The following is a 24,976-nucleotide window of genomic DNA, read 5'->3' as shown; positions in this document are numbered from 1 at the left end:
TTAGACGGGCCGTAGGCTCACACCATGAGCGCACGGCTCTCGGCGTGGCCGCCGGTGGCCATCGCGCGTGGGGCGCGAACCAACCTTGCCTTGCTCGCTTTCCTGGCGATCGCATTCCTCACTGGCTGGCTCGCGTTCGCCTTCGCCACCGCACCTGCTCGATGGTCGCTTGCCATCCACGCGGCGGGTGGCTTCGGGATCCTCATCCTGCTGCCTTGGAAGTCGATGATCGGTCGGCGGGGACTTGGTCGACCCCGGCCCGGTCGTTGGGCGTCCGTCCTTTTCGGTGTGCTGGTGCTGATCTCGCTGGTGGCCGGCCTGCTCCACTCCACCGGCCTGCTCATCTATTGGGGTCCTCTCACCGCGATGGACTTTCACGTGGGGAGTGCGATCGCCGCAGTTCCGTTCGCCATCTGGCATGTGGCCTCGCGGCCTGTCCGCGTCCGCCCTACCGATCTGTCCCGGCGCAACGTGCTGCTTGCGGGAGCCGTCGTCGCCGGCGCGACCGTGGCCTATGCGGCAAGCGAAGTCGTGGTCAGGGCGACCGCCATGCCAGGCGCGGTGCGCCGGTTCACCGGCTCATACGAGGCCGGCTCTTACCAGCCAGACCTGATGCCCATCAGCTCATGGATGTTCGATGCGGTCCCGCAGACCAACCAGCACGCGTGGCGGTTGACCGCGGGCGGGCGCGAATGGTCGTATGCCGAGCTCTTCGCCTTCGATGACCGAATGAGGGCAACGCTAGACTGCACCGGCGGTTTTTTCTCGACCCAAGAGTGGACCGGCGCACGACTGGATCACCTGATTGGAAAAGTGGACGGCACAAGCATCCGCGTCGTCTCGATCACCGGCTACGACCGCCGGTTCCCGATCGATCAGGCGAGCTCACTCCTGCTGGCCACTCGCGTCGGGGGCTACGCACTGGATCCCGGGCACGGCTTCCCCGCACGCCTGGTCGTACCCGAAGGGCGCGGCTTCTGGTGGGTCAAATGGGTGGGCGCCATCGAGGTCGACGACGTGCCTGCCTGGTGGCAGCCGCCGTTTCCGCTTCAGTAGGTCGGTGACTCCGTGGCTGTCATCGGCGCCGAACTTGGCGGGGATGGATGGGAATCGAACCCACCCAGGACGCCTCAGCAGCGCCCCGCAGACGGTTTTGAAGACCCTTGTGGTGTTGTTGAATTCAGAACCGGCCCCAAAGGGCCCTTAACCCAACGGTCCACTAACCGTTTGGGCGGCTCGCTGATCGTCTTCAGCGAACCCTCGCATTTTACCTGGCGCTAGAAAAACTGCGCGACCGTTGGGGTCGATGACACACGCAAGGCGATAGCCTGATGTCGATGCCCATGTATGACGCTCGCGCCAGGCGCCGGCCCGAGGCTCCGCCTGAGCAGATACGCGAAGCCGCCGCGCGGCTGGTTGCCGAACGAGCGGCGCAAGGTTTCCCACCGAAGGTCACTGACCCCGTTGTGCTCACGCGCATTGCCGCAATTCTGAGGAGCGCGGACACTTCGCGAGCGAGGTCGCAACCCGGCAGGCAGCAGCAGCAGCAGCAAGCCACTGGACGTGCCCGGAGGGTGCCTAAGTGAGAGCCAAAATGTCTTTGGCTGGGATACGCGTTTCCGGCTTCTGATCCCGATACATGGGTGCGATTGTCAAGCGGCGTAGTTTGCCGGCCTTGACCAATTTTTCGACCCCATAGCGACTCAAACCCAGGTACTTGGCGGCGTCGTTGATTGTCAGTAAATTGACCCGATGGACTCCTTCCTTGCGGTCGGCTCGGATCTGATCGACCACGTCCGCCGGCCAGCCCTTCTCGACCATGGAGGCGAGAGCGCGCTCGAACTCTTCGCTGCTCATGTTCAAATCACGAGACGCAGGAGGCAGCGGCTTGGGAGACAGGTCAATCACATCGCCTGGCTTCGACCGACGCGTTTTGGGCTGTTCAGCTCGCGGGCTAGGGGTTCGGGGCGACCTCCGGTAGCTCGCCGATCGCTCGGGCTCAGCCCGCGGTGGCGGTGGGGCGTAGTCCACCGTGTTCTCTCTCGGTCTGGAAATGAACTCGGCGAGAGCAACGGGTGAGATCCGCCTGGTGCGGCCTATAGCTAGCGAGTGGATTTCCCCCTTGTAGAGCAACTCATACACCTTGTTGCGGCTGACGCCAAGGCGGTCGGCTACCTCCCTGACGTTCAATAGCCTTGTTGTCGTCTGCTCCAGGGGAGCGGGCACTTGCTGAGCCAGCGGAGCGAGAAGGCGGCGAATCTCGTCGTCGTCGATGTCAATCGTGATTTTCATGTGTCCACCTCCATTTCGTCCCCACCGTTAGTGTTGGCCAGAGTGCAATAGATTCAAAGGCGCTACCAAGCGATCCATGGTGTCTAGCTCTTCTAAAGTATTGAAACCATATACTTTAGCCGATCTAATCACCCTCGTGGAGTCTATTGTTTGACGTAAAGTAGCTCAGAGGTATACTTCACCCGAAACAATGACCACAACTGTTCCCCCGTCAGAGACCCCCGACGTCCTAATCGCCAAGGGCCGCTATTGGGCAACGACCGCTGAGCTCGAGGAGATGACCGGCCAGAAGCACGCCGTCCTGCGAACATCGCTTGCGCGCTTGACCAAAGAAGGCCGGCTGTTTAGCCCGGCCCGAGGCCTCTATGTCGTAGTTCCGGCAGAGTTTCGGTCCTGGAAGGTTGTGCCAGCCGAGTGGTTCATCGACGCGATGATGAAGCACTTACGACGCGATTACTACGTCGGCTTCCTGAACGCCGCGGCGCTGCATGGGGCATCGCACCAAGCGCCGCAGACGTTCCGTGTCGTCACGACCCAAGCCCTGCCAGATCGCGACTTCGAGAGAGTCCGATTGCGTTTCACTGCCAGCCAGCATGTGGCCGATATGCCAACCGAGCGCCGCACCGTTCAAACCGGTTACATGACAGTGGCGTCCTCTGAAACGACGGTCGTCGACCTCGCTTGGCGACCGAGCCTCGCTGGAGGCATCAGTAATGTTGCGACGGTTCTGAAGGAGATCGGGCAACTCGACACTGAAGTCCTCGCCCGCATAGCACCCCTGCGAAACAGGGCGACGGTCCGCCGCGTCGGCTGGTTGATAGAGCGATTTCGCACTGATCTTGATTCGCACTGGTTGCGCGTGGTCGCTCGACCAGAAGAAGGAGAGCCGGCGCTGCTGGTTCCCGGTCGCAAGCGGGGAGAGCTTGATCGAAGATGGGGACTTCGAATCAACGCTGCTGTGGAGCCCGACGTTTGATACCTCGCGCGCAGATCACAGAGTGGGCCGCGCGCGCACCGTGGCCGACAGAAGCTGACGTCGAACAGGATTTGATCTTGTCGCGGCTCATGGTGCAGATCGCCAACGATGAATTGCTAAGGGATGAGTTGGCGATGCGCGGCGGGACCTGCCTTCACAAGCTCCATCTGCCCCAGCCTCTGCGCTATTCGGAAGATCTTGACTACGTGCGTCGCACTCATTCGGGGATCAAGCCCTACATGGCGGCGCTGCGAAAGATCGCCATCGACGTTGGGCTCGTCGAGCACAGTTTCTTGCAGGTCGGCCAGATGGTCCACATGGTCTTCGTCACGGAATCCACGGATGGATCGCGGCGTATAAGGATCGACATCGAGATGAATGTTCGGGAGACGGAGCCTTGCTTCGAAAGAACCAATCGCAATTACAAGGTGTCGTCAACCTGGTGGTCAGGTGAGGCTGACATCCCCACGTTCCAACTTGACGAACTCATGGGCACGAAGCTCCGCGCCCTCTATCAACGGAGCAAGGGCCGCGACCTTTTCGATCTTTGGCACGTCCTCATCGAGTCAGAGGCAAACGACGAGCGAATCATTCAGGCGTTCAACCACTACATGCAGGGCGGCGCCTTCACCTATTCCGACTTCGCCGGCAACCTAGCGGAGAAGCTCGCCGACCGTGACTTCGCGGGCGACCTGAATGATTTGGTCACGGCCACGCCTGCCGGCTACGAGCTCGTGGCCGCTGCGGATCTTGTCATGGAGCGGCTGGCGAGCCGCTTGGCGCACGCCCCGGGTTTGGATGCGATCAGAGATGGTCGCTGGCGCGCATCAACGAAGACCTAAGGGTGTGTAATGCAAGTGGCGAAGCTATTTCCCTTGATTCACCCGGCCAACTCCTCAAATCTCTCCTTCGACCAGGCATTGGCCCCCGGAGTCACGACCTCGAGCCTTCCCCTCGATCGTGCGGCTTCCCTTCATAGCTCCCCCGATGTATCGATGACTGAGCACGGTGTAATGCAGCAGGGAGCCCGCGAGTGGCGAGCTGCCACTACCATCGATGTCCTCCATCATCCATTCGGCGAGCCTCCGCCGCAGGTGTGCTAAGGCATCATTCCGATTCCGGTGCTGAATAGCCACGATCACTTGGATGCTGTAACGCCCCGCGTTGTCCGCCATGGATCAAAGAATCCCCGCACGCGATCCAGATTGGAACCCTGCCGGTTAAGGGGAATCCACCTACTCGGCGGGTTCGCTTACAGGAGTCTATGCATCGTCGACGGCGGTCCTCGTTGCCCCACCGTGGTTGGTCACACGAGGACGCATCCGAACCTTGACGGCGCGCCGAGTAAATACCGGATCCGTTGATCGGTTAGACCAAACGAAGGCCTCACCCGGCTGGAGAGCATTCATCGCGCCTGGGGTGAGTTCCCCCAACGATGTCAGCGACCGCTGGATGTGCTTCAGCCAATTCGGAGAATTGAACCGATGGAGAACTACCGCCGAGGACAACTCGATGACCGACGACGGGACATTCACAGGGTCCTGCGACGCAACCACTATCGACACGCCTTTGTGCCGCATCTCTCGTATGACCTCGACGACCTGGCCGATCAGCGAGCCTCCCATGTATTTGTGCGCTTCGTCAAAGACGATGAGCTTGTTGAAGGGATCCTTGTCAATACCTGCCCCTGAGAACACATTGAGCATGGTCACGAAAAGACCGAGTGCCTCATCGCGTTCGACGAACTCGTCGCGCAGATCAACCACCACCAAGCGTCCTGGTCTCATCAGTGAACGCAGTGAGCGCCGATCATCAATAAAACGTGCCGCGAAGTCGAGCCTGGTGGTTGCCAACCGAAGTTGGCCGTCATTCAGTCCAGCATGCGACAAGCCGTCTCTGATCCTCGCGAGGTTGAGATCATCCCGCTGCAGCCGCATCACCTCATTGACCAGGCGCAGATAGAGCGCATCCGATCCGGTTGCAGCCATGAGAAAGCGCCAGTCGGCCACCGTCAACTCGGCGCTCGAGAAGGCAATCGGTTCGACCTGAATGTTGGGGAACTGTTCGCGGCGCCGACTCAGAGTGTCGGGGGTCGTCAACAGAAGGACGTCGTCTAATGCAGCCGGCTCCGCGCCCATTTTCCTGAGCGCCTCCACTTCCTCTGCGTGCTTGTTTGGAGCAACCATCGAGACGAATTCAGGCGGGTAATCCTGCGTCTGGTGATAGTGAAAGACCACCGCCCCCAATGGCCGTGGGATTCGGCTTATCGCCGGTATTTCCTGACACGCCATTTCGATAATCGAACCAAGCGTGTAGCTCTTACCTCCTCCTTGCACACCGAAAACGGAGATCGTGTTGCAGCCGTTCAGGTCAAGTGCTACTGATCGCCACGGTTCGGAGGCTACCGATGCCAAAAGGCCGTACTGAGGGGTTGACCGCGATTCGCCTAAAAGCACATCCCACGACGGACCGTCTGTTGCGTCTAAATCGCCGCCCTCAATTTCTGAATGCGACTTCACGGTGCTCGGATGTGGTGCGTCACCAGTGGCGGATTCCTTTGCACGGGTGACCTCGGCGCCTTCGTTCAAATCGCCGGTCGGTTCGCCCGATGGATCGGCACCCGCTGCTACATCATCGCCGCCACTCCCCGCCCTATCATCGCGACTTCGAGTCGCCAAGCCGGGTCCACCGAATGTGTGCCGGACATCCTCCCAGGTGGGTTCGCGATCGCGGGTGCTCGTGATCAATCGGCTCACGCCCGCGGACTCAGACGCCGTCTCAGACGTAGGCTCCTCCGCCGCGACTACGAAGTCTCGGATCGCCTCAGTCAACATGTTCGTGATAGAGCCTTTGCCGATGACCCAAATTGGAATCTCAGGATCGGATTCGTCCAACCACGAGGACTGCTCGTCGAGTCTGAAAACGAGCCCTGCCCGGCGAATCGACATACGGTATCCGCGGTCAAGGTCAGCAATAAATCGGTGGAACGCGGCGGCTGCCGTTGGTCGGACCAAACCATAGCGCCGAGCCCGGTCGAGATAGAAACCCAGTACGGTTGTGAGTTGCCAGCTGCGCAGCGCGCGATCCACTCGGTCCTCCGTTTCGAGAGGCCAGAACAGCGCCCTAAGGCGCTCCGCACTTGCCGTCACTTGCTGCGCGATGCGATTCCTTAGGTCGTCGCCCAGGCCGGTACCACGGTGGCACTTGCTCTCGATCACCATGAAATCGATAAGGCGCTCGGTCGCATCGACCGAAACCACCAACAGGTCCCCTCGCAAGGCGGCCGCTCCCTCTTCCGTTGGCACGGCGAGTTCTGGATGGGCGTCGAGCGGGATGATGATCGCGTCCTCCAGCAGACCGTGGGCCTCAAGGAAGATCCTCGACAGCGCCATACCAAGGGCACCTTGAACTTGGCTCGGTGCCGACATAAGGCGCATCGCGAGGCGACCCGATAGCGACCTCAGTGCCTCGAGGAGTAGCAATGGTCCGGGCCCGTCTGGATCTACGTCCAGCTGCTCGGTCAGAGGCGCCACCAAGCGGGTGACCTCATCCGCGGCCCGAGTGGTCAGCAGTACCTGGCGGCCTCCTGTTGCAACGAACTCCGGAGTGAAATCCAGTAGATAACCGGGGCGTTCCTGGCGGCTAGCCGCATCAAAGTAGTCAACGCCGAGATTCGAATCGACCGTAAGGACCCAAGTCGAAACCAAATGCGCCGCGTACAACAACGTTTGGCCGGCCAGAGAGAGGTCCAGTGCTGAAACTCCGGTGATTGCCTCCGAATCCGCACCAGGCGCTAACACCGCAGCTTGGGTTGAGCCCATTTCGGCAACCAAACCTGCAATGAGCGCAGCCCTATCCGGAGCGCCAACAAGTTCGGTGCAGGCCCGTGGCGCCGGGCGCCGTATCCATGAGAAGGCGTCGCCCCTACCCACGAATCGACGCGGGGCTTCCTGGATCAAACCATGGACGAAGCTGCTGCGATCGTCCGGGTCGACACGTGCCACTCGGAGCATCACTGGAAACGCGTCGAGAATGATTGTTACGTGCGCTGGAAAGCGCTCGGGGTCCTCAAGGAAGCGGGCGGTTGCCTTGCGCGACCAGGCGAGCTTCGGGAACAAGAACGATCGTCCGGGGCCCGCAAGGCGAGCGGCGGCCTCGGCAACCTGGCGTTCTGGTTCCATCAAGTCGCGGAAGGCCTCACCTACAACCTCAGTTGACGGATCCTCCGCAAACAGTCGGACCTCATACCGCAGGGTGCGATCAGCGCGCATCATGCGGCTCTCCAAGTCAATCAGCGCGGCCACGACAAGGCCGCCATCCCCTGGGTTTAGGACGTTGAGCACGAGGGCCGGCGTATAGGGATGTTGCTGAAGGTATGCCTCCAACTTGTCCGCCAAAATCCGAGGTTGGAGATCCGTCTCGGCACGCTGCTCCGCCGCCACACCGAGGCGTGACTTCAACGAGGCGAGCATTGTCCGTGAGTCTCTGAGCCTAGGTGGTACATACAGGCCCCATCCACCAGGAAGGACGCCAGCGTCCACGTAGCCTTCGCTTGCACCGAGAACGGCCAGCGGCGGCAACCCGAACCCATTGAAACTGTCACGAAACAACTGAATAGGATCCATCACAGGTAACGCTGCTCCGGCCAGTCGTCGGATCCAATCACGCGCGACGGCTTGATGCTGAAGCATCCAAAGGAGTCTGAGCGGGTGAGTTGGAGCGACTAGAGCAACTCGACCTGCGTGGCCCAGGTCCACACGAATGACGTCAACCAGAAGCGCTTGAGCGTCGCGGTTCACAAGCCAGTCTAGGTACGCGTGGGCATACCTCTCGATTTGGTCCGACGCCTTCGATAGATCAACAAGACAAACCGCAGGCCCACCGTCCTCAAGAGACGATGCTCGCCCAATAGCTTCAAACGCATCTTGTCGCGCCGCGACAAATTCCGACGGCATCACCAGCGGCACAACCTCGGGGTCGCCGTGCCGTCGATCAAGGTTGACGTAGACGTGCCCGCCGTGAGTTGGCGTCGCGAGGAGTTGAGTTTCGAGCTGCCGGAGCCGTTGACTCAGGCGAACGGTGTACTGGCGCAGATCAAATCTGAGGGTAGCCGTGGCTACGTCGGTGGCAGCCTCAATGCTGTTGTCCCAGGATGCGTCGGTCATTACGATTCCATCGACAGGTCGCGTAGACCCAATGGCAGCCGAACGCGCGAGCAGTTCGGCCTCCGTATGCCCACCCACGAAGTAGGCTCTGGTGGGTGCGACCGAAGTCTCACCGACATCACTGGGAGCGAGCACAAGGAAGTCTTCGGTCTCATTAGTCCGCTTGCCACCGTCGCCCTCTTCGGGATTACGCAGTGGTTGAACAGGAAAGGGATCGGCAGACTCGGCATTTGCCGTGACACGGAAGAAGTGGATGCCGGGCTCAATGTCGTGGAGGTCACGCACGGTCCGGCTCCGGTGACTGGACTTGCCGGTACCCCGACGTATGAGGGGAGACTCCCAGACTACCTCCCGCTCCGAGGTCACGAGCTCCACTCGGAAGGCTGCAAGGCCGGTGACATCGGCCGGCGGTGGTGTCGTACTCCATCCCACTTTCACCTTTGTCCCGGGGTCCCACAACAACAGGCCATCGTCAATGCGTCGTGGGAGTCGGAGAGGCGACACCTCGACCCGGATTTCGCCTGGAGGCACCACTTCGTCGCCAAATGGCCAGAGATCAAGAGACAGGTCGCGCCACCGAAGTTCAGTGGCTATAGCCCGGAGGGCTGGCGCGATATCACCGCCATAACTGGTTAGGAGCTTGAAGAGCTTCTCTCGAAAGGGCTGCTCGGTGACCGGAAGTCGAAGAACTCGCTCAAGCAACGTCCCCGACTTTCCTTCGAGCGCCTTAACCACCGGGAGATTCCGCTGGCCCAGACGAAACGACATCTCCCCGGGCTGGTCAAACAGCGCGAAATCGGGCACGAGACCGAGAACCCCGAGCGCCGCACCGACTGCCCATACTTCCCGAGGCTGACTCGCGACGGTGGCGAGGAACTCGTGTTGCTGACTCTCTGAGAATGCAAAACCCCTTCTATCAAGGTCCTCAAGAAGAAGCTCGACGGAAGGCCCCACCCATCCGTTCAGCTGAGCCAACAGCGTCAGGGTCACCAGATCTCCAAGACTCTCCGTGCGAATTTCGCGAAATACGGATATGTCGACGCTATCGCCGGCCGCCAGCTTCACATCAGGGGGTATCGCTGCCAGGACGACCGGGCCTTCCAGATTCCGATATTCCACGATCCGGTGAACACCAACACGCCACGGCTCGGGTCCGCTGGTTCGGTCAACGAGCCCGATGCGAACCGTGGTGCCATTCCCGGCGTAGAGCGAGCCGATTGCTGTCTCGAGAAGCGAGCGGGGTAGGCCGCCAACCCTTAGACACTGTCCCGGTTCGGCATGAGCCAGTTCCTCTTTGAGATGCCCAAGGAGGACTTCGAGCCAAGCAGCCTGGACGTCTCCTTCCGGCATCGCGACCAAGACCCTTTGGCCTGTCACGAAGAGCTCCCCAATTGATACCGAGGCCTCAGGGTCTGGGAGTTATATGCATCGGACAAATCTACGAAGAAGCCGATTTCATGCAGGCGATCTCTCAATGCTCGCTCGTTCTGCTGCCAGGCTGCGTACTCATCTGGCGGAACCTCGCGATGTGTTGGGGCATATATGACGAAGCCGTATCTACGGCGCAGCCAGGTCACAAAGTCGTCCAGGAGTACTGGGCGGGTATCGAGGCGGCCCTCATTTCGCTCGACAACTGCAATCTGAGCCAGCGTCTCGAGAAGGCCGCTTGACATGACGAACCATCGTGGGGCGCGACTGCCGACAGTCTGGCGAAGGAAGCCGCCGGGGCGATTCTTTTGAGTTAGGGAGTCCACAAGCTCAGTGACCCGCTTGGCTTCATTCCTAAGGCGCTGGAGACAGATCAGTTCCACAAAGCGATCCATCGAGGTCATGTCGCTAGCCACAATCTGACGAACAATTGGGTCTTCTTCCTCGTCTCCATCGTTGTCTCGGGTAAGGACATCGGCAATCCTGGCGCCAAAGAAGCCTTCAGCATCGGACGGGGGATCGTGCAAAATGCTTAGAAGGTCAGCGAGTGACCGCGCGTGCGCACGCCTTCCGGAAGCGGTTAAGACCTGGGCATAGTCCTTCAGCCTGTTTACGGTGAAGACTGCCCGCACATACTCGGGGATACGACCGTAATGGTCGACGGCTGATCGCCGCGCGAGGAGTCCCGGTGGCGACGCAGGATCGTCCGTCATGTCGACCGTGATCTCAGCGCCGAAGGGGCAGTTGGCGCAGTCCGCTACGGCGTGATCCTCGGCCGGGCACGTGACCGAGGGACCGGCGTGACGGGCCTCGTCAACCTTGTGCGGGACAAGCCGAAGCAGGCGGAGCATGAGTAGAGCCAAGTGCAACCCGATGACGTTGCGGATGTAGTCAGCCAGAACGTTGCGCGGCACGCTGCCGTCGTAGGCGAGAAGACGACGCAGATCGTCCGCCAGAATCCGACCCTGCGCCATGCACAGCGGTCGCGTCGGTTCCGCCGGCGCCGCTGTTGCTGGGCTCACCTCAATGTCATCGGCGAGCCCCAGAATTGCCAGTGTCTCCAAATCCAAGATTGTGGATTTGTCGTATCTGTCCAGCGCTGGATCCAGTCCCCGACCAAAGAACTCCTTCAGCTGCGCAAGAATCGGACGATCGGCGTGATACAGCAGAGCCCAAACTTGATCAGAAGCACCGTAGTCCTGGGCGGCCTTCGGATTGGCAAGTTTGAACGCGCTGAGATGAAACGGGCGTGGGCCGACAACGACTTCCGTGCCACGTCGCCCTCGGTTCATGATCTCGAGGAGATCATTTCGGAGCCAGGCCCGGGCAATATCAGGATGGGTCGCAAAACCTGGAAAACGGCCCGGGTTATCGAGCATTGCCTGCGTCACAGTGGCAACGTCAACAGAGCGAGTGCGGCGTCGATGGACCTTCCTCCCGTCATATCTGAGAAGCTCGAAGAGTCGGAGAAGCATTCGATCCAACAGGATTGACTTGCGATCGAGATAGGTGATCTCTTCGGTCTTGAAAGCGACTTGAGACTTAGTGAGGGAATTCACTTCTTGGCCTCGATAAGCTCCACACGGCCATCCAAATGTCCCGCGATTTCGTACTCACCGTCTTCTGCGACGAGTACAAGGGAAGATGTTGGAAGAGCAAGAAGGCGATGCTTGAACAGTTTGAGATTGACCAGCAATCCACGTGCCTCTTCGAGCGAAGGCACGTGACCCTCTTGAAGTCGTTCGAGAACCTCAAGCACATCAACAGTCACGCCCAGGACAATCCCGCTTGGCGAGTGGATCAACTCGAGGTGGTCGGGGGCAGCCTCCACATAGGGCCGTTGCGCAGCGGCTATGCGGACATTGAAGTCGCTGGCGGCGAAACGCTTGTATGACTTGACTCCGACTTCGGTCTCGTCGGTGGTGGCAAGCCACAACGCCTGAGAAGCGCGTGTAACGTCATCGATGCCTTCTGACGTGGATAAGGCGGTAATGATCTCCGCACCCAGGGATTGACGGGCATTCTCAGCATTGGGCTCGAGAGCCTTCTCCAGGGCTTGGAGCTTGCGGTAGGGCACCATGTCCCACCACTTCTCATCGCTCCGCTCGAAGAAGACAAGCCTTCTGAGTCCTTGCAGAATCCGAGACGACTGCGCTGCGTCGCTCTCGTACCCGTATCCCGCGCGCCTTTGTGCCTCAAGCAGTAACTCCGCTGGATGGTCGCTCTCCCTCGTTGGGACAGCCAAGCGCCGTGGCAACTTGCCGAGAGCTACGGCGCGATCCTCGACAGGACTAGCTACGAGGGCAATGTCCGCCTCCGCCAGCAGAAGCGCCGAGCGATCAACAACACTGCCAGCCGGTTGCCCCAGTGCGCCCACAGCCTGGAAGTAGGCAAGGTTTGCGACCACTAACGGATCATCACTTTGAAGAGCTTCAGCGATCTCTTCACATGTGCGGTCTCGGAAGAGTAGAAACGAAATGAGCGAGCGAATATCCCGCATCGTCAGATGGCGTCGCTGGCGAAGCCGTACGAGGTCGACCAAGCGGCGGAGTCGTTCTATAACCACAGGACCTGCAGTGCTGTCGCGCAACGTATCAACGTTGTGCTTGATGGGGCATCTTGCGCGGAAATCGCATGCCTGGCACTTCTCCCAGAATGGGCCGCTGACTACCGCATGCACCTGGCGACTGAAGATTGATTCGTAACCACCGGCTGTAACAGAGCGCCAGTTCAGGTTGACGAGCGCGATGGCTTGATCTTCCGAACGATAAGCCGCGTCATCCAGCTCCACCAATACGTCAACAAGCCGCGGGTATCGGTCACGGAAGCCGAGGACAAAGTCCCGCAACCGCCCCTCATTAATGGCTGCGACTCGCACCGAGCCATCTGAAGCACCCTGGGCCGCAAACGGCGCAAAGAAGGTGTGCAGAACCTCGTCACTGGCTTTGTCGTCTTCGTCCTGACTACCGTCGTACACAGTGATCACGTCTCGCGCCATGAAGCGCAGGCGGCCGCCGTTCGCCGACTGCTCAAGGCGCTTAGCACCGCGTTGCAACGCTTGCGACTCTACCTGTTGAATGAAAGCGGTCTTTCCGTCTCCAGCGTTGCCGGTGATCACCACCAACTGATGCCGGCCTTCGAGAATGGCGTCCGTTAACTCGGCATCGAGGCGGGTTTCCACGTAGGTCACTTCGGCAAGGTCATTCAGTCCTCTCGCGTTCTTATTCGTGAGACGGGCCTGGCTGGCAAGAGACAAGAATTCCCTGACAAATGGATTGACATTTGGTGGGCTTGCCGCCAGTAAGGCTGCTAGCCGAGATGGCAGTCCCACATGAACTTCCGATGCGGTGTTGGACACCACGACATCTATCGAGGCCAGTGCTGCTCGCATCTCCCTAGCGGATTGGAATCTCTGTTCGGATTCAGGAGCGCAGGCCTTGAGGAGGAACTCCGACATCTCCTCTGAGAGCTCTGGGCGCATCGACCTCGGATCGCGAGGTAATCGGTCATTACGCGGGTGGCCGTCTTCATAGGGATGGTCGCCACACAGCAGCTCGAAGAGGACGACCCCAGTGGCGAACAGGTCCGTACTCACGGTCCATCGCGTGTAGTTAGCATCAGGCGGTTGGTAAGGAGGCGTTCCTGAAACGGTCACTACTGGAGCGCCGGCTCTCGAGGCGATGTTGAAGTCAATCAGCACCACGCCTTGCTCGGTAAGCATTAGGTTTTGAGGTTTGATGTCACGGTGCACAACGCCTCGTTGCTGCAACGATTGGAGCTCGTTGAACTCGTCGGTCGTGAGATCTCGATTTGAGCCCGCCTCCTTTAGCTGGGCGATACGCTGCTCGTCAGGATGGATCGCTTCTAAAGCCCCGAGCAGATCGAGGACAACACGAACGGCTTCCTGCGGCCCGAGCTTTTTTGCGGTTCCTATGTAGTCCGATAGGGGCTGGCCGTCCACCAGCTCACTTACCAAATACCACTGCTTGGTCTGCGTCTGATCAGCCCAAATCACCTTCACCACATGAGGGTGGTTGATGGTCCTAAGCACTTGGGTTTCTCGCTGCAGCTTTTCGAAGCTCCCAGCGTTGAAAATCTTCAGGGCGAACTCCCGATCCTCGATGGCGTGATAGACGCGGTAGACGCTCGAGAATCCGCCTTCACCGAGTCGAGACCGAACCTCGAACTTTCCGTCTATAAGATCTCCAGGTTTGTACTCATTCTTGGGGCCGGTGGAAGGTGTCCGACCCTTACGGTTCAGAGACTCAAGTGCTTGAACAATCGCAGCCGTGTCTCCTGCTCGAGCGGCGGGATCAAACCTAAGCAGGTCGGGGAGTAGTTCCCAAAGGCCGGCTGGAGCTCCGTCGGGACGGTCCATCGAGGCGACTGAGTCTTTGTTTCCGCCGGCTAGGGATGGCGCGTGTCCAGCGAACAGCTCGTACGCGATACAACCAAGACCGAACAAATCCGTGCCAGGGCACGGAGGACCGAGGTCTGCGTCGGCAAGCTCAGGGGCTAAGTACGGCGCCACGGTCGGCGATACCGCATCGGACTCCCACACAGTCCCAGCTTCCGGCTTCAAGAGTTTGGCTAGGCCGAAGTGGGCGAGTTGCGCGGTCCCTCGGTCATCCAGCAAGACGTTTTGTGGTGCCACCTGTCGATGGATGACGCCATGCGAGTGAGCGTGCCGCAGACCGCGGGCGAGGCCGATTAGGATCTCGAGTCGCTCTTCAACGGCCAGTGGCGTTCCGTTCATCAACCTCTGCCGAAGGCTTCGCCCCTCGCTCGCATCGTTCACAAGAACGACACGTCCGATGTCGTCCGTGAAAACCGATCGGGCGGCTACCACATTTGGGTGGCTACCCATGGTCAGCAGCGCCTCTGCCTCACGGAAGAGTTGAGCCTTCCGGAGAGACTTCTGCTGTTCGGTGAGGAGGTATGGCGACAATGTAACGACACGAAGTAGGACTTCCGGGGCAGCTGGCATATCTCGATTTCGAGCTCGGTAGATCGTCTCGTCATCACTCTGCTCGAGCGCCTCGATGACGACATAGTCCCCAAATGTCAACTCCGGCTTGCGGGTGCGCCCGATCGACGCTATCGAGCGCGCGATTTCAGGGGCGAATTCCGCGATTGACCCCTTGCCCTGTCTGATGCTCTCGGGGCCCTGAAGAAAACTCATGCACGCTGCCATATCGAAGACTCGGTCGCCGCTCCCCTCCGCCAAATCAAGCCGAACGGCGGCGTCCGTAAGGACAACCATCGACTCGACTCGAACACGTGCCCAGGCCTGTTGGGCGTCGATGAGGTGTGATTTGAGAACCTTCGCCTTGCGTTCGATGAGCATCGTCGGCGCCTTGCGGGTTCTACCATTCACCGACCACTCGACCGCGTCCCCATAAATCGAGCCGCGCCAACCCTTGAGCTCGACCGCATACACTCCGTGCGGAGCCACAATCGCAACGTCGTACTCGAATCGCTGCCCACCACGCTCCTCTAAGACAAAGTTCGGAATAACGAAGTAGTCGGCGGGTAGCTGACCGACAAACTGGCGTACGGCGATTCGCTCGGAATCGTTCGCAGGGCCTTCCGCGCCGGCCACCTCTACGAGTCGAGCCACGCCTCGACCTTGCGGATCGCCTGTTCCTCATCGGCGTCAGCTTGCTCTCGCAATTGAAGGGCGCGTTCGGCGGCACTTACAAGTTCGAGAGGCAGTGCCGGCACCCGTTGGTCGGCAAGACCATCCGGATTTAGCGTGGGGATCGACGTGCCGTAGCTCGTCCGGAGCAGAGACCGCCGGCCAAGCTCTGATCGCAGAAATGCAAAGATGCGTGCCCTAGCCTCCGGGCTTACCGGGGAGATGCGCATAAGGTGGTCCGATGCTGCGTAGCCATCCAGGCGCCGACCGATCAGCGCCGGTCGCCCGAGTAGCCCGTACCTTTGTCCCGACCGCTGCACCACAATCTGCCCGGCGGTGACTAAAGCATTGGCGCGCTCTGCCTCCAGGGTCATCAGTCGGGTTCGGAACGGTGGCCTCACTTGATATACGTCAACGCCGGAAATGAACGGCACCCCTCGCTCAACAAATACCCGCTTGATCATGCCGGGGCGTGACACCGGACCGAGGTCCCCCAAATGGTCGCCGTCGGACAAGTTAGTCTGCGAGGCCCACCCGACATGATGAAAGGCATCTAGCCGCCGACCGGGGCGGACCTTTGTGATAACACCCTCGGCGCGTTGGTGTTCTTGCGTATAGGTGAAGTGGGGACCAAGCGAATCGAAATGGGCACTCGCCGCGTCGAGCAGCATTGCTGCTTCGGTCCGCGCTTCAGCAGCGGTGCACACGAGCCGATCGATGTTGTCCTCATCAGCGGAGTCCGGTGTTGGCACGGGGAGATCCGCGATGTGTCCCGGCTCAATGTGTTGGACGACACTTCCGTAGGTCTTCTGTCGGATCATCGCTAAGGCCTGACGCGACGATAAGAAGGCAAATAAATAGCCCTTCTTGATGTCACCGTCGTGGGGTACAGCCCGGATCACATCGTGGGAGAGGATGTGGCCGGCAATCTCGCGCCGCACAAAGGCGGTGCGCCCTATCGTGCCGGAGCACGAGATTAGCGTCCACCCCTCCAATATGCGTAGAGCGCTAGCCTGCTTCGTTCGCGCGCGGGATATCTGCAGCAGGCCCTGAAGATCTAGCAGGAGCATGTCCGAGCCCGTCAGATACGGAAGGCCCCGAGTTGGATCAGGTACGTACGTCCGAGCGAATCTTGATTCGCTGTAGATAGACGCAACCCGATCCAGTCGTCGTACCGGAGCGCCCAAGCCTCTAATTCGCGCTCGGACGGCCTGTCCACCTTCACGGAATGCACCCGCGTCAAGGCGCCGTTGCTCCTGGTCAAGCCAAGCGCTGCTCGCGATGACAGTGCTCACCCGCGAGCAGGCACGGGGCCAGGATTGGACTCAATCGATCCCGTGTCACGCCATCGGCGGTACCGTGAGGCTACGCTTGGTAGGTCATCGGCGGGCACCCGCATTCTGAGGGTCCGCATCTCCACGACCGACTCGCCGCCTCGTCGCACCTCGAGGGTTTCCGCCCGATTGGCGAATATTTCGAAGCCATCTGGATCCCTTCTGTATATCGTGTTGCCGCGTCGGTCGTGACCGACAAATTCAACAACAGCCATGAAGATCGGGTACTCGTCCTGCACGCCGGCGCGTACTTCGGCTGCGGGTCGCTTCTGAAGGAAGAGCAGAGATGCTTGGACGCCTACCTGCGGGAGAAATGCTTCAACCGGAAGATCGACCGAAGCGAGGATCCGGGAGTGCTGAAGAATCCAGTAGCGGATATATTCCGTGTCCGGATTTCCCAAAATGCCGTCGGGCAGCACAATACCCATCCTTCCACCCTCTCGGAGCCATTGCATGCAGCGCTCAATGAAAAGGATTTCGGGGGGCATCTTTGATTGCAAGTCGTCCTGGCGCATCGCAAAGCTGCCATCGGGTGTTTTATCCCAGCGATGGGCCAACTCGAAGTTCCGCAATATGTCCGGATCGTCGACGGGTATGTTGGCGCCGAACGGAGGGTTCGTTAGAACGATGTCAAACGTCTCGAATCCGACCAGCTCTGCTCCCTTGACGGCACCAGCGCTAAGGTCGGTGCGCGTCAAACTGAGGCTGTTGAAGCTGAATATGCTCCCGTGGCCATCATTGTTGATGAGCATGTTCATTCTCGCGGCTCGCTGGAGCTCAGGATCCAGATCGACGCCAACGAGACAGGAGCGCGCATAGGCAGCGGCTTCGCCAAGGACAGAGTCGGAATTGCGGAGTCGCCTCATTTCAACCTCGCCTGCAGCTGCACCAGCGAGTTCGGTGGCTCGGCTGTTCCTATAGCGGTCAAGACAAGCTACAAGGAACCGACCGCTGCCGCAGGCGGGATCCAGCACTCGCTCTTCCGGCTTCGGATCCAGCATCGCGACCATAGCCTCGACGACGTTGCGGGGAGTGAAGAACTGCCCTCGCTCCTTCTTCATCGTCATTGCAACCATTGCCTCGTAAGCCAAGCCCTTAACATCGACCTCGGCGTCAAGGAACTGGTAACGGGCTAGTTCGCTTGATACCCACGCAAGCTGTCGCGGCTCGAGCTCGACTTCGTCTGCCGGCTTGAAGATGTCGCGCAGGTCCCGGTCTCGCTTCACCTGCGCGAACAGCTCACGTATGCGCGTAGCGATGCGTTGCTGGCCCGCAGTGTCGTTGCGTTCCGTCACTCCGACCCAGAACTGGCGCTGATAAGTATTCCGTGCTCGGAGCTGACGCTCGTCATATATCTTGCAAAAAATGAGCTTGAGCATCTCCGCGAATGCGCGGTTGGCAGTCATCGATTGGTTTCCGTATAGGTAGTCGTGACACCTCAGAACCGTCTCTCGCAAGTCTTCAGCGACAGCGATGCGAGCTATTCTCCGATCGGGTCGATCGAGGTCATCCAATCTCTCGCCGGCTCCCGGGAAGTCCGATAGCTCAACGAAACGCGACTGTAGCGCCCCTTTCTTTTTCTGCAGGTAGGCGACGTCTCTGCCGTTTGTCCATAGTCCGAATTCGCACTCGCCGACGGCGTCCATAAGGTCCTCTAAAGATTCGAGACCTGAAACGCGGTCGGTCGGTTTCGTGCCTGGTCTCCGGATAGAAACAATGCGTTCGATTGGTGGATCCTTATCGACGCCCGTCCCATATACGACCAGTTCGGCGCGCTTCTTTCGATTCTTGCCATCCAGACTGACTGTGATAGTTACGTCGCGACCTATCGTCTCAAGGGGAAAGTGATACTCGCCGGCCAGCACTCGGATCATGCGTTGGACAATCAGCTCAAGATCCGATGCCTTGCGCTCGGCACCCGTGAGTAGGTCGGCGAGGGTATCTTCCTCCGGCTCCGGAGCTGGAGTCTCTTCGCCAGTGACGTCAAGCATCGCTGGTCCTCACGGGCTCACCAAAACAACGGGTGAGCACCTAAGCCGCAGCGCTAACGGCGTCGATTGGACGATTTCTTCCAGGTCGCCAGCGCGTTCTGAGCATTCTTACCGCCTGGGCCGTACCCCATAGCGCGGAGAAATTCAGGGACACCTCCGAACTCGACCAAGATGACCGCTGACTCAGCCCTCTTGTCATGACCCGATAGGAAGAAAGAGCCCACTGGCGTCGCGCCACCGCAGCCGCACCAGCATTCTCCAGTCGGAAGCACTCTGCCTTGCGCTTCAGCTTTGAGTTTAGGCATCCTTGGTTGCCGTCCAAGGCTAACATCCTTGGAGCCAATCCGCCGACCGGCGGCCTCATGCCTCCGATCCTGGTTGGCGTCGCCAGCGCCGACCGCGGCGCCTCCCAAGGCGGGTCTGGCGCCGAGCGAGCTCGCGTTCGCGTTTGGCCTCCGCGCGATCTCCCCTCATAAGGTGGCGACGCAAGGCAATGAACACTCTCCGCCCGAACAACCGACGGGCGTGGCGTTCGGTGATCCCGAGCTCCTCGCCAATATCCTCAAAAGCGAGGCCGAGCCTGCGGAGACGGTGGACCGAAATGAGACGGTAGAGCGGTATGTTCGCGGCTGGCCTCGCTCGGAGCTCGCCGACAAGCGCCAGTTCACGTCTCGACCACTGTTTGGCGGGACTCAGGATGGCATCAACCAACTCCCACGAACCCTCTACTTGGCTTCTAGTGAAGGTACGCCGGGGTGGCCATCCTCGCCGCGGCTCCGGAAGTTCCACTAGATCACGCTCGGCCACGTAGTAGGCACCGTGCGGTCCACGGACGGCGCGTAAGCGGCCGTCGCGCACTCGAATGCGCAGCGTCTCGACGTGACATCCGAGTCGGCGCGCCGCTTCGTCGAGCCTGACCATCTCGATCGCCTTCGAGTCCGCTTCGTTCATGTATCCAGATTCAAGGTAATTCGGACGTGTCTCATTGGGGATTTTATTTATAGAGGCTAATTCGCCAGAAGCGGTGCGGACTTGGCCAAATGGCCTAGCTCGTCTGGGAGAGACCGCGCCGCATTGGCGATCGCGCTTCAGGTTTGCTTTCGATAGTCATCGAGGAGGAACGGGATGCCGAATTCGATCTTCATGGCCTTGGCGTTGGCCGCGCCACGACTCAGTGCCGGCGGTGCCTCACAACAGCAAGTCGATCAACGGGTGGACCAGTTGATGAGGCTCATCAGCGCAATCCAGGCGGCGCTTGACGGCCTGGTAATCCTCCTGGGACACGTGGTTGTCGTTGTGGCCCACGTGATAGTGGCCGCCGTGGTCCCAATCGCAATCGTCTGGCTACTCGTCAAGACCGCAGTACCACGGCTCCATCGCCAACTGGGCCTGTCTCGACTCACTTCGGTGCGCATCGTGCCGCCCGTGGAGGGTGAATACAACTCGGCGAGCTGGGTGGCACTCTTCAGGATGCTCCATGCAATTTCGGCGCCATGGTGGAAGCGCGCTCTGTTCGGCCAGGCCTGGCTCGTGTTTGAACTCGAGGCTCGCGAGGGACACGTTATCGCCCGCTGCTGGTTTCCGACCCAGGCCCGCAGCCTCGTGGCGGCCGCGATCCGCAGCGCACTCCCGGGCGCCAACGTCGCACCCATCGACGATGGCCCTGCACTAGATCGACCTGCGGCCGCTCGGGCTCGGCTCCGCTTGTGGCGTGAGGATCTCTTCCCGCTCGGCGCATCCCACACGGATGCAGTTGCGACCGCGGTTGATGCACTCACCGAGGCTGGCGACGGAGTTATCCAGGTCGCGATGGCGCCGGACACCGGGTGGGAGGCCCGTGCGGCCAAGCGACTTGATCAGCTGTCCGGCATCGACTCACACGAGAGCATCTTGTGGAAGCTCCTTCGCCTCCCACTGGAACTTTTCGACTTCTGGTTTCCTCACCCCACGCTCACTTCGATACCTACGCTGCCGTCGCGGACTGCTACTCCGCTCCCGCCGACGGATAAAGCTTTCCAGGCCTGCTGGCGGATCGAGGTGCGACTCTGCTGTTGGGCGTCGCGCAGAGCGTCGGCCGTTAGCTCGTTGCGCCCGATCGCGTCGGCGTTTCAGGCGCTAGACGGCGAGAACCGGCTTCGCGTCGCGAAAGTTTGGTGGCCGCTCGGTTTCGATAGCGCGCTAACTAAGCGCCTCGGACCCGGGCACACCTCGATGGTGCTGTCACCTGGAGAAGCGGTACAGCTGTTCCACCTGCCGCTGGCTGGCGTGTCGATGGACTCGGCGCGTGTCCGCGTGATGCCGCGACGCCCGTCCCTAGTCGCGGGCGAGGGCAGCGTCTTGTGCCGGCTGGACGACGATCGCAGTGCTGTCGTGAAGATTAGCCAGGCCGACCGGCGTCACCACCTGCACGCTGTCGGTCCGACTGGTGCGGGCAAGAGCACGCTTCTGCTCAACCTCGCGCTACAGGACATCGCGGCCGGTATCGGCGTCGGCATTATCGATCCCAAGGGCGACCTCATCCGCGACCTGCTCGAGCGCATCCCGGCCCACCACGCGAACCGCGTCATCCTGCTCGATCCTTCGACCCGCGAGCGCCCGGTCGGGCTCAACGTCCTTGAGTGCGACGACCCGAGTCAGCGCGAGCTCGTCACCGACGGCGTAGTCACGATCTTTCGCAAGAACTTCGAGCACTTCTGGGGGCCGCGCACTGACGACGTGCTTCGCGCGGCGCTCCTTACCCTCCTTCGCCATCCGGGCGCGACTCTGACGGAGGTGCCGCTTCTGCTGCTCAACCAACGCGTTCGGGCTCGTCTGACCAAGAACCTCGGCGACCCGGTCGGCCTTAAGCCGTTCTGGCAAGAGTACGAGGCGCAGACGGAGGGGCAGCGACTGCAGATGGTCGGCCCGGTTCTAAACAAGCTGCGAACCTTCCTGATGCGGCCGACTGTGCGCAACGTCCTGGGCCAGAGTCGGTCGACCATCGACCTGCGCGAGGTGATCGACGGCGGCGGGATCTTGCTCGTAAACCTCGCAAAAGGCGCGCTCGGCGAGGAAACGAGCCGCCTCGTGGGTTCCTTCGTGATGTCGCGCCTCTGGCAGGCGGCGCTCGCGCGCGCAAGCCGCCCGAAAGCGTGGCGCCCGGACTTCAACCTCTATCTCGACGAATTCCACAACTACCTCCACTTGCCCCAATCGATCGACGATGTGCTCGCTGAGGCGCGGGCTTACCGGCTCAATCTGACGCTAGCCAACCAGCATCTGGCTCAGCTGCACGAGTCCACCCGACAGGCGGTTGCCTCCAACGCGCGAACGCGCATCGTTTTCCAGTGCGGGCCGGATGATGCGCGCCAGGTGGCCCGCGACTTCGAGCCGCTCTCTATCCACCAGCTCCAGTCCCTGGATCGCTTTCAGATCGCAGTACGGCTCAGCGTGGACGGCCACACCCAACCGCCGTTCACAGGTACGACGTTGCCGGCGCCGGCGGGTTTGGGTGAGGAACACGCGGCCGCAGTGGCTACCGCGAGCTCGGCCCGCTACGGGCGGCCAGTGGTTGAGGTTGAGGCCGAGATCATTGCGCGCCTTGGCCGGTTCGGAGCCGCCGGCGGCTTCAGGGAGATCGCATGAACACGGCAGCGATCCCTGCGCGCAACTCTTCGCGCCGCGAACTCCAGCCAGCTTCGCGCCGCCATTCGCGCCGTGGCGCGAACCCCTTGCCAAGTTCCAGCTGGCCGATTCCGTCCCCGGGACTGTCTCCCCTATCCGCATCGTCTACGAGAACCATTCGAACCGTCGAGCTGCAACTTGCTGACTCTCCATTGAGGTCGACGTCCGACTACACGCCGACACCGCGCGACATGGCGATGCTGATGGCTCTCGATTCCTATCGCTACCTCGACCGCGGCCAACTCCAGGCGCTCTTCTTCTCCGGTTCGCGAAGCTGCCAGTACCGACTCCGCTGGCTCGTCGGGCATGGACTCGTGCATACGTGGCGCGTCGTCATGCGACCCGGACGCGTGTGCCGATTCTCGATCTACCTACTCTCGCGGCGGGGGGCGGTCGCACTGGCAGAGTGGCTTGACGAGGACCCGCGGCCATACCTCCGGCGAGCGGAGCACGCACTCGAGCGACGCTTTCACCTTGTCCACCAACTCGAGGCCAACCAGTTCTTCGTCGACCTTGCCTTCGCCGCACGCGAGCTGCCCGGCCACGGCCTCTACCACTGGGTCGGCGAGCACGGTGTTCAGGACGCGTACGCGGAAGGCGACGAACGCGGACCAATCCCGGACGGATGGGGTCGGTTGCTCGCGCCCGACCGGGAGGTGTTGATCCACCTCGAGTGGGATCGCGGCACTGAGCAACCACGTCGCCTTCGCGCCAAGCTCCATGCGTACACGTCCTACTTCTCCGACCGCGCCGGCGCGTCCGCTAACCAAGTTCTGTTCGTTGCACCGACCGAGCAGCGGGAGCGACAGATCGGCGGCCTGTTGCCGGACCACGTCGACACCGACCGCGAAACCTGCAGATTGTGGACGACGACGACCGCCTTCATCGCTGCCGCCGGGCCGCTCGGAGCTGTGTGGGCCGGCAATGGCTCTGGTCGGAGGGTCTCCGTGCTGGACATGGCAGGCCTTCCTAGGTCGGACCGACACGTTGAAGACGCTGTCGGCAAGCCAGCGTGGTGGCTGCGGCGCCCGGGCGGAGGCGGGGGCTCGTGAGCCGGCAGGGGTCAGAATCTGACCCCCTAACCGACTTCGCGAGCTCACCGAGTGAGCCTGGTCTGAGGTCACTCGCGGACCACCTGAGGGGGCCGGAGTCCGGCCCCCTCCCGCAGCCGACCCTGGATCGAAGGGTAGCCGGCGCGGCTAATCCGAACGCCTTCGAGGTTGGGCCTGCGGGACTTGTAGTTGTGCTGTCATCGCACGCAGTCAAGAAAGCGTGTGCCGAGCGAGGGTGGAGCCTATCGGAGCTTGCTCGGCGCGCCGGGATTTCACGACCAACATTGGCGAGCGCGTTGCGCGGCCAGCCGGTGCGATCGCGGACAGCTTGGAAGGTTGCCAGGGCGCTTGAGCAAGGCGCTCCGACCCAACTCGGTCAACTGCTCAAGGTGGCTTGAAGTTGGAGGAAGGACGGGCCATCGGCGCGCGGGATCTGATCCTCGCGGTCTTCCGGCTCGCCGTTGCGGACTCCCTGGGCGTGTGGTACGGCCACGACGAACCCGCGCCGGTGAAGCGGACGAAGGGAGGGCTCAACGTCGAGGCTGGCGAATTCCTTCGCAGTCCCTGGGCGGCCTACTTGGCCGACCTCGTTGGCCTTCAGGCCAAGGCCATCTGGGGTGACACCGTTCGACTGCAGCTCGCCGACCCGCAATTGAGTCTGGCAGCTTAGCCGGCGGCGGCCGACTGATAGAGGAGAACAATCCAGGCGGCCCTCCAGCAGTTCAGACCTAATGAGGCTGTCCATCGCCGTGGGAACAAATGTACGATATGCCTGGGTACTCATTCACCGATAAACGCGCCCACCTGGTCGGTTAGGGGCTGTTACCAGAAGCTGAATACGTGGTAGACGATGCCTAAACCTAGGAAGTTTGTCTCAGGGCCGTGGACCATGGTCGCGGACCCACCGCCGTGCGACCCGGGTAACCCGCGTCGCGCTTTCGCATACTGTGAGAAGGCGAGGCGCGGGCAGCGCTGTTCGTGCCAGTTCGAGTTGGCCGCGATCGCCGAAGACCTTGAAGAACTCGGCCTCGGCGAATTCAGCACCGAGTTCGAGAACGAGCTCGACGCGGAGTCACTTGCGGACCTGACAGCAGATCTTCTACGTCAGATTCGGGGCTCGCAGGACAGTTCAGCTCAGCGCCTTCGAGAGGAGCTGGTGCTACTTCAACAGTTGGCTCGTGTGGGGTCGGGCGTGAAGCCCGTCGACGAGGACTAGATGATCGACTACGACAACGACGACGAATTGGCCGACGCAGTCCAGCGCGGCGACATCGTGGCCCAGGAGGCGTTTTTCAACCGGTTCCAGACGCCGCTAATCAAGTTCGCGATGAGCAAACACTTTTCCAACGAGGATGCCGAGGATCTCGCACAGGAGTCCTTGGAGACAGGGTTCAGGACTATCGCCTCATTCCGCCGCGGCGAGGTCCTCGTGCGGTG

General features: G+C 60.9%; 15 protein-coding genes. 9 read left to right on the top strand and 6 right to left on the bottom strand.

The annotated features are described in order from the left end of the window. The first annotated feature begins 24 nt into the window (after nucleotides 1–24). Nucleotides 25–1,056 (top strand): hypothetical protein, encoded by a 1,032-nt coding sequence (locus EPN29_05130; GenBank protein ID TAN33664.1) that lies wholly within the window; start codon nucleotides 25–27, stop codon nucleotides 1,054–1,056. 522 nt (nucleotides 1,057–1,578) lie between these two features. On the opposite strand, the gene EPN29_05125 is transcribed toward EPN29_05130, so the two are convergent. Then, nucleotides 1,579–2,292, bottom strand: coding sequence for a DNA-binding protein (locus EPN29_05125; GenBank protein TAN33663.1), 714 nt, complete (start codon nucleotides 2,290–2,292; stop codon nucleotides 1,579–1,581). Nucleotides 2,293–2,482: 190 nt separating this feature from the next. Between EPN29_05125 and EPN29_05120 the strand changes: the two genes are divergently transcribed. Then, complete coding sequence (locus EPN29_05120; protein TAN33662.1) at nucleotides 2,483–3,268, top strand: hypothetical protein; 786 nt, start codon at nucleotides 2,483–2,485, stop codon at nucleotides 3,266–3,268. After that, entirely contained in the window at nucleotides 3,226–4,110 is an 885-nt protein-coding gene (locus tag EPN29_05115) for a nucleotidyl transferase AbiEii/AbiGii toxin family protein (GenBank protein ID TAN33661.1), read from the top strand. Before EPN29_05120 ends, EPN29_05115 begins: the two co-directional genes overlap by 43 nt. 420 nt (nucleotides 4,111–4,530) lie before the next feature. On the opposite strand, the gene EPN29_05110 is transcribed toward EPN29_05115, so the two are convergent. From EPN29_05110 to EPN29_05090, 5 genes are all read right to left on the bottom strand, one after another. Beyond that, nucleotides 4,531–9,783, bottom strand: a complete 5,253-nt coding sequence (locus EPN29_05110; GenBank protein ID TAN33660.1) for an ATP-binding protein — start codon at nucleotides 9,781–9,783, stop codon at nucleotides 4,531–4,533. Nucleotides 9,784–9,806: 23 nt separating this feature from the next. After that, nucleotides 9,807–11,420, bottom strand: coding sequence for a hypothetical protein (locus tag EPN29_05105; protein ID TAN33659.1), 1,614 nt, complete (start codon nucleotides 11,418–11,420; stop codon nucleotides 9,807–9,809). Beyond that, nucleotides 11,417–15,481, bottom strand: coding sequence for a hypothetical protein (locus EPN29_05100; protein TAN33658.1), 4,065 nt, complete (start codon nucleotides 15,479–15,481; stop codon nucleotides 11,417–11,419). Before EPN29_05100 ends, EPN29_05105 begins: the two co-directional genes overlap by 4 nt. Continuing rightward, complete coding sequence (locus EPN29_05095) at nucleotides 15,466–16,569, bottom strand: hypothetical protein (protein ID TAN33657.1); 1,104 nt, start codon at nucleotides 16,567–16,569, stop codon at nucleotides 15,466–15,468. Before EPN29_05095 ends, EPN29_05100 begins: the two co-directional genes overlap by 16 nt. Before the next feature lie 221 nt (nucleotides 16,570–16,790). Then, nucleotides 16,791–18,824: a restriction endonuclease subunit M gene (locus EPN29_05090; GenBank protein TAN33656.1), complete on the bottom strand. Its 2,034-nt coding sequence runs from the start codon at nucleotides 18,822–18,824 to the stop codon at nucleotides 16,791–16,793. Nucleotides 18,825–19,949: 1,125 nt separating this feature from the next. Here EPN29_05090 and EPN29_05085 point away from each other — a divergent pair. The 6 genes from EPN29_05085 to EPN29_05060 all read left to right on the top strand — a co-directional run. After that, nucleotides 19,950–22,448 (top strand): type IV secretory system conjugative DNA transfer family protein, encoded by a 2,499-nt coding sequence (locus tag EPN29_05085; GenBank protein TAN33655.1) that lies wholly within the window; start codon nucleotides 19,950–19,952, stop codon nucleotides 22,446–22,448. Continuing rightward, nucleotides 22,445–23,539, top strand: coding sequence for a hypothetical protein (locus EPN29_05080; protein ID TAN33654.1), 1,095 nt, complete (start codon nucleotides 22,445–22,447; stop codon nucleotides 23,537–23,539). Before EPN29_05085 ends, EPN29_05080 begins: the two co-directional genes overlap by 4 nt. 191 nt (nucleotides 23,540–23,730) lie before the next feature. Continuing rightward, nucleotides 23,731–23,937 (top strand): XRE family transcriptional regulator, encoded by a 207-nt coding sequence (locus EPN29_05075; protein ID TAN33653.1) that lies wholly within the window; start codon nucleotides 23,731–23,733, stop codon nucleotides 23,935–23,937. Between the two features lie 2 nt (nucleotides 23,938–23,939). Continuing rightward, nucleotides 23,940–24,209 carry a hypothetical protein gene (locus tag EPN29_05070; protein TAN33652.1) on the top strand — a complete coding sequence of 90 codons (270 nt, stop codon included), beginning with the start codon at nucleotides 23,940–23,942 and terminating at the stop codon, nucleotides 24,207–24,209. 321 nt (nucleotides 24,210–24,530) lie between these two features. Then, on the top strand, nucleotides 24,531–24,755 hold the full coding sequence (locus EPN29_05065) for a hypothetical protein (protein ID TAN33651.1): 225 nt from the start codon (nucleotides 24,531–24,533) through the stop codon (nucleotides 24,753–24,755). Continuing rightward, nucleotides 24,756–24,976 (top strand): hypothetical protein (locus EPN29_05060; protein ID TAN33650.1); only part of this gene is annotated, 221 nt, incomplete at its 3' end.

The organism is bacterium (genome assembly GCA_004299235.1).
Taxonomy (GTDB): domain Bacteria; phylum Chloroflexota; class Dormibacteria; order Dormibacterales; family Dormibacteraceae; genus SCQL01.
Note: the sequence above shows the minus strand (reverse complement) of the source record. Positions and strands in the feature narration are given on the sequence as shown.

Excerpts from the sequence above, each read along its gene's own strand:
- EPN29_05130 (TAN33664.1), top strand. The coding sequence starts at position 25 with ATGAGCGCACGGCTCTCGGCGTGGCCGCCGGTGGCCATCGCGCGTGGG.
- EPN29_05125 (TAN33663.1), bottom strand. The coding sequence starts at position 2,292 with ATGAAAATCACGATTGACATCGACGACGACGAGATTCGCCGCCTTCTC.
- EPN29_05120 (TAN33662.1), top strand. The coding sequence starts at position 2,483 with ATGACCACAACTGTTCCCCCGTCAGAGACCCCCGACGTCCTAATCGCC.
- EPN29_05115 (TAN33661.1), top strand. The coding sequence starts at position 3,226 with ATGGGGACTTCGAATCAACGCTGCTGTGGAGCCCGACGTTTGATACCT.
- EPN29_05110 (TAN33660.1), bottom strand. The coding sequence starts at position 9,783 with ATGCCGGAAGGAGACGTCCAGGCTGCTTGGCTCGAAGTCCTCCTTGGG.
- EPN29_05095 (TAN33657.1), bottom strand. The coding sequence starts at position 16,569 with ATGCTCCTGCTAGATCTTCAGGGCCTGCTGCAGATATCCCGCGCGCGA.
- EPN29_05090 (TAN33656.1), bottom strand. The coding sequence starts at position 18,824 with ATGCTTGACGTCACTGGCGAAGAGACTCCAGCTCCGGAGCCGGAGGAA.
- EPN29_05085 (TAN33655.1), top strand. The coding sequence starts at position 19,950 with ATGCCGAATTCGATCTTCATGGCCTTGGCGTTGGCCGCGCCACGACTC.
- EPN29_05080 (TAN33654.1), top strand. The coding sequence starts at position 22,445 with ATGAACACGGCAGCGATCCCTGCGCGCAACTCTTCGCGCCGCGAACTC.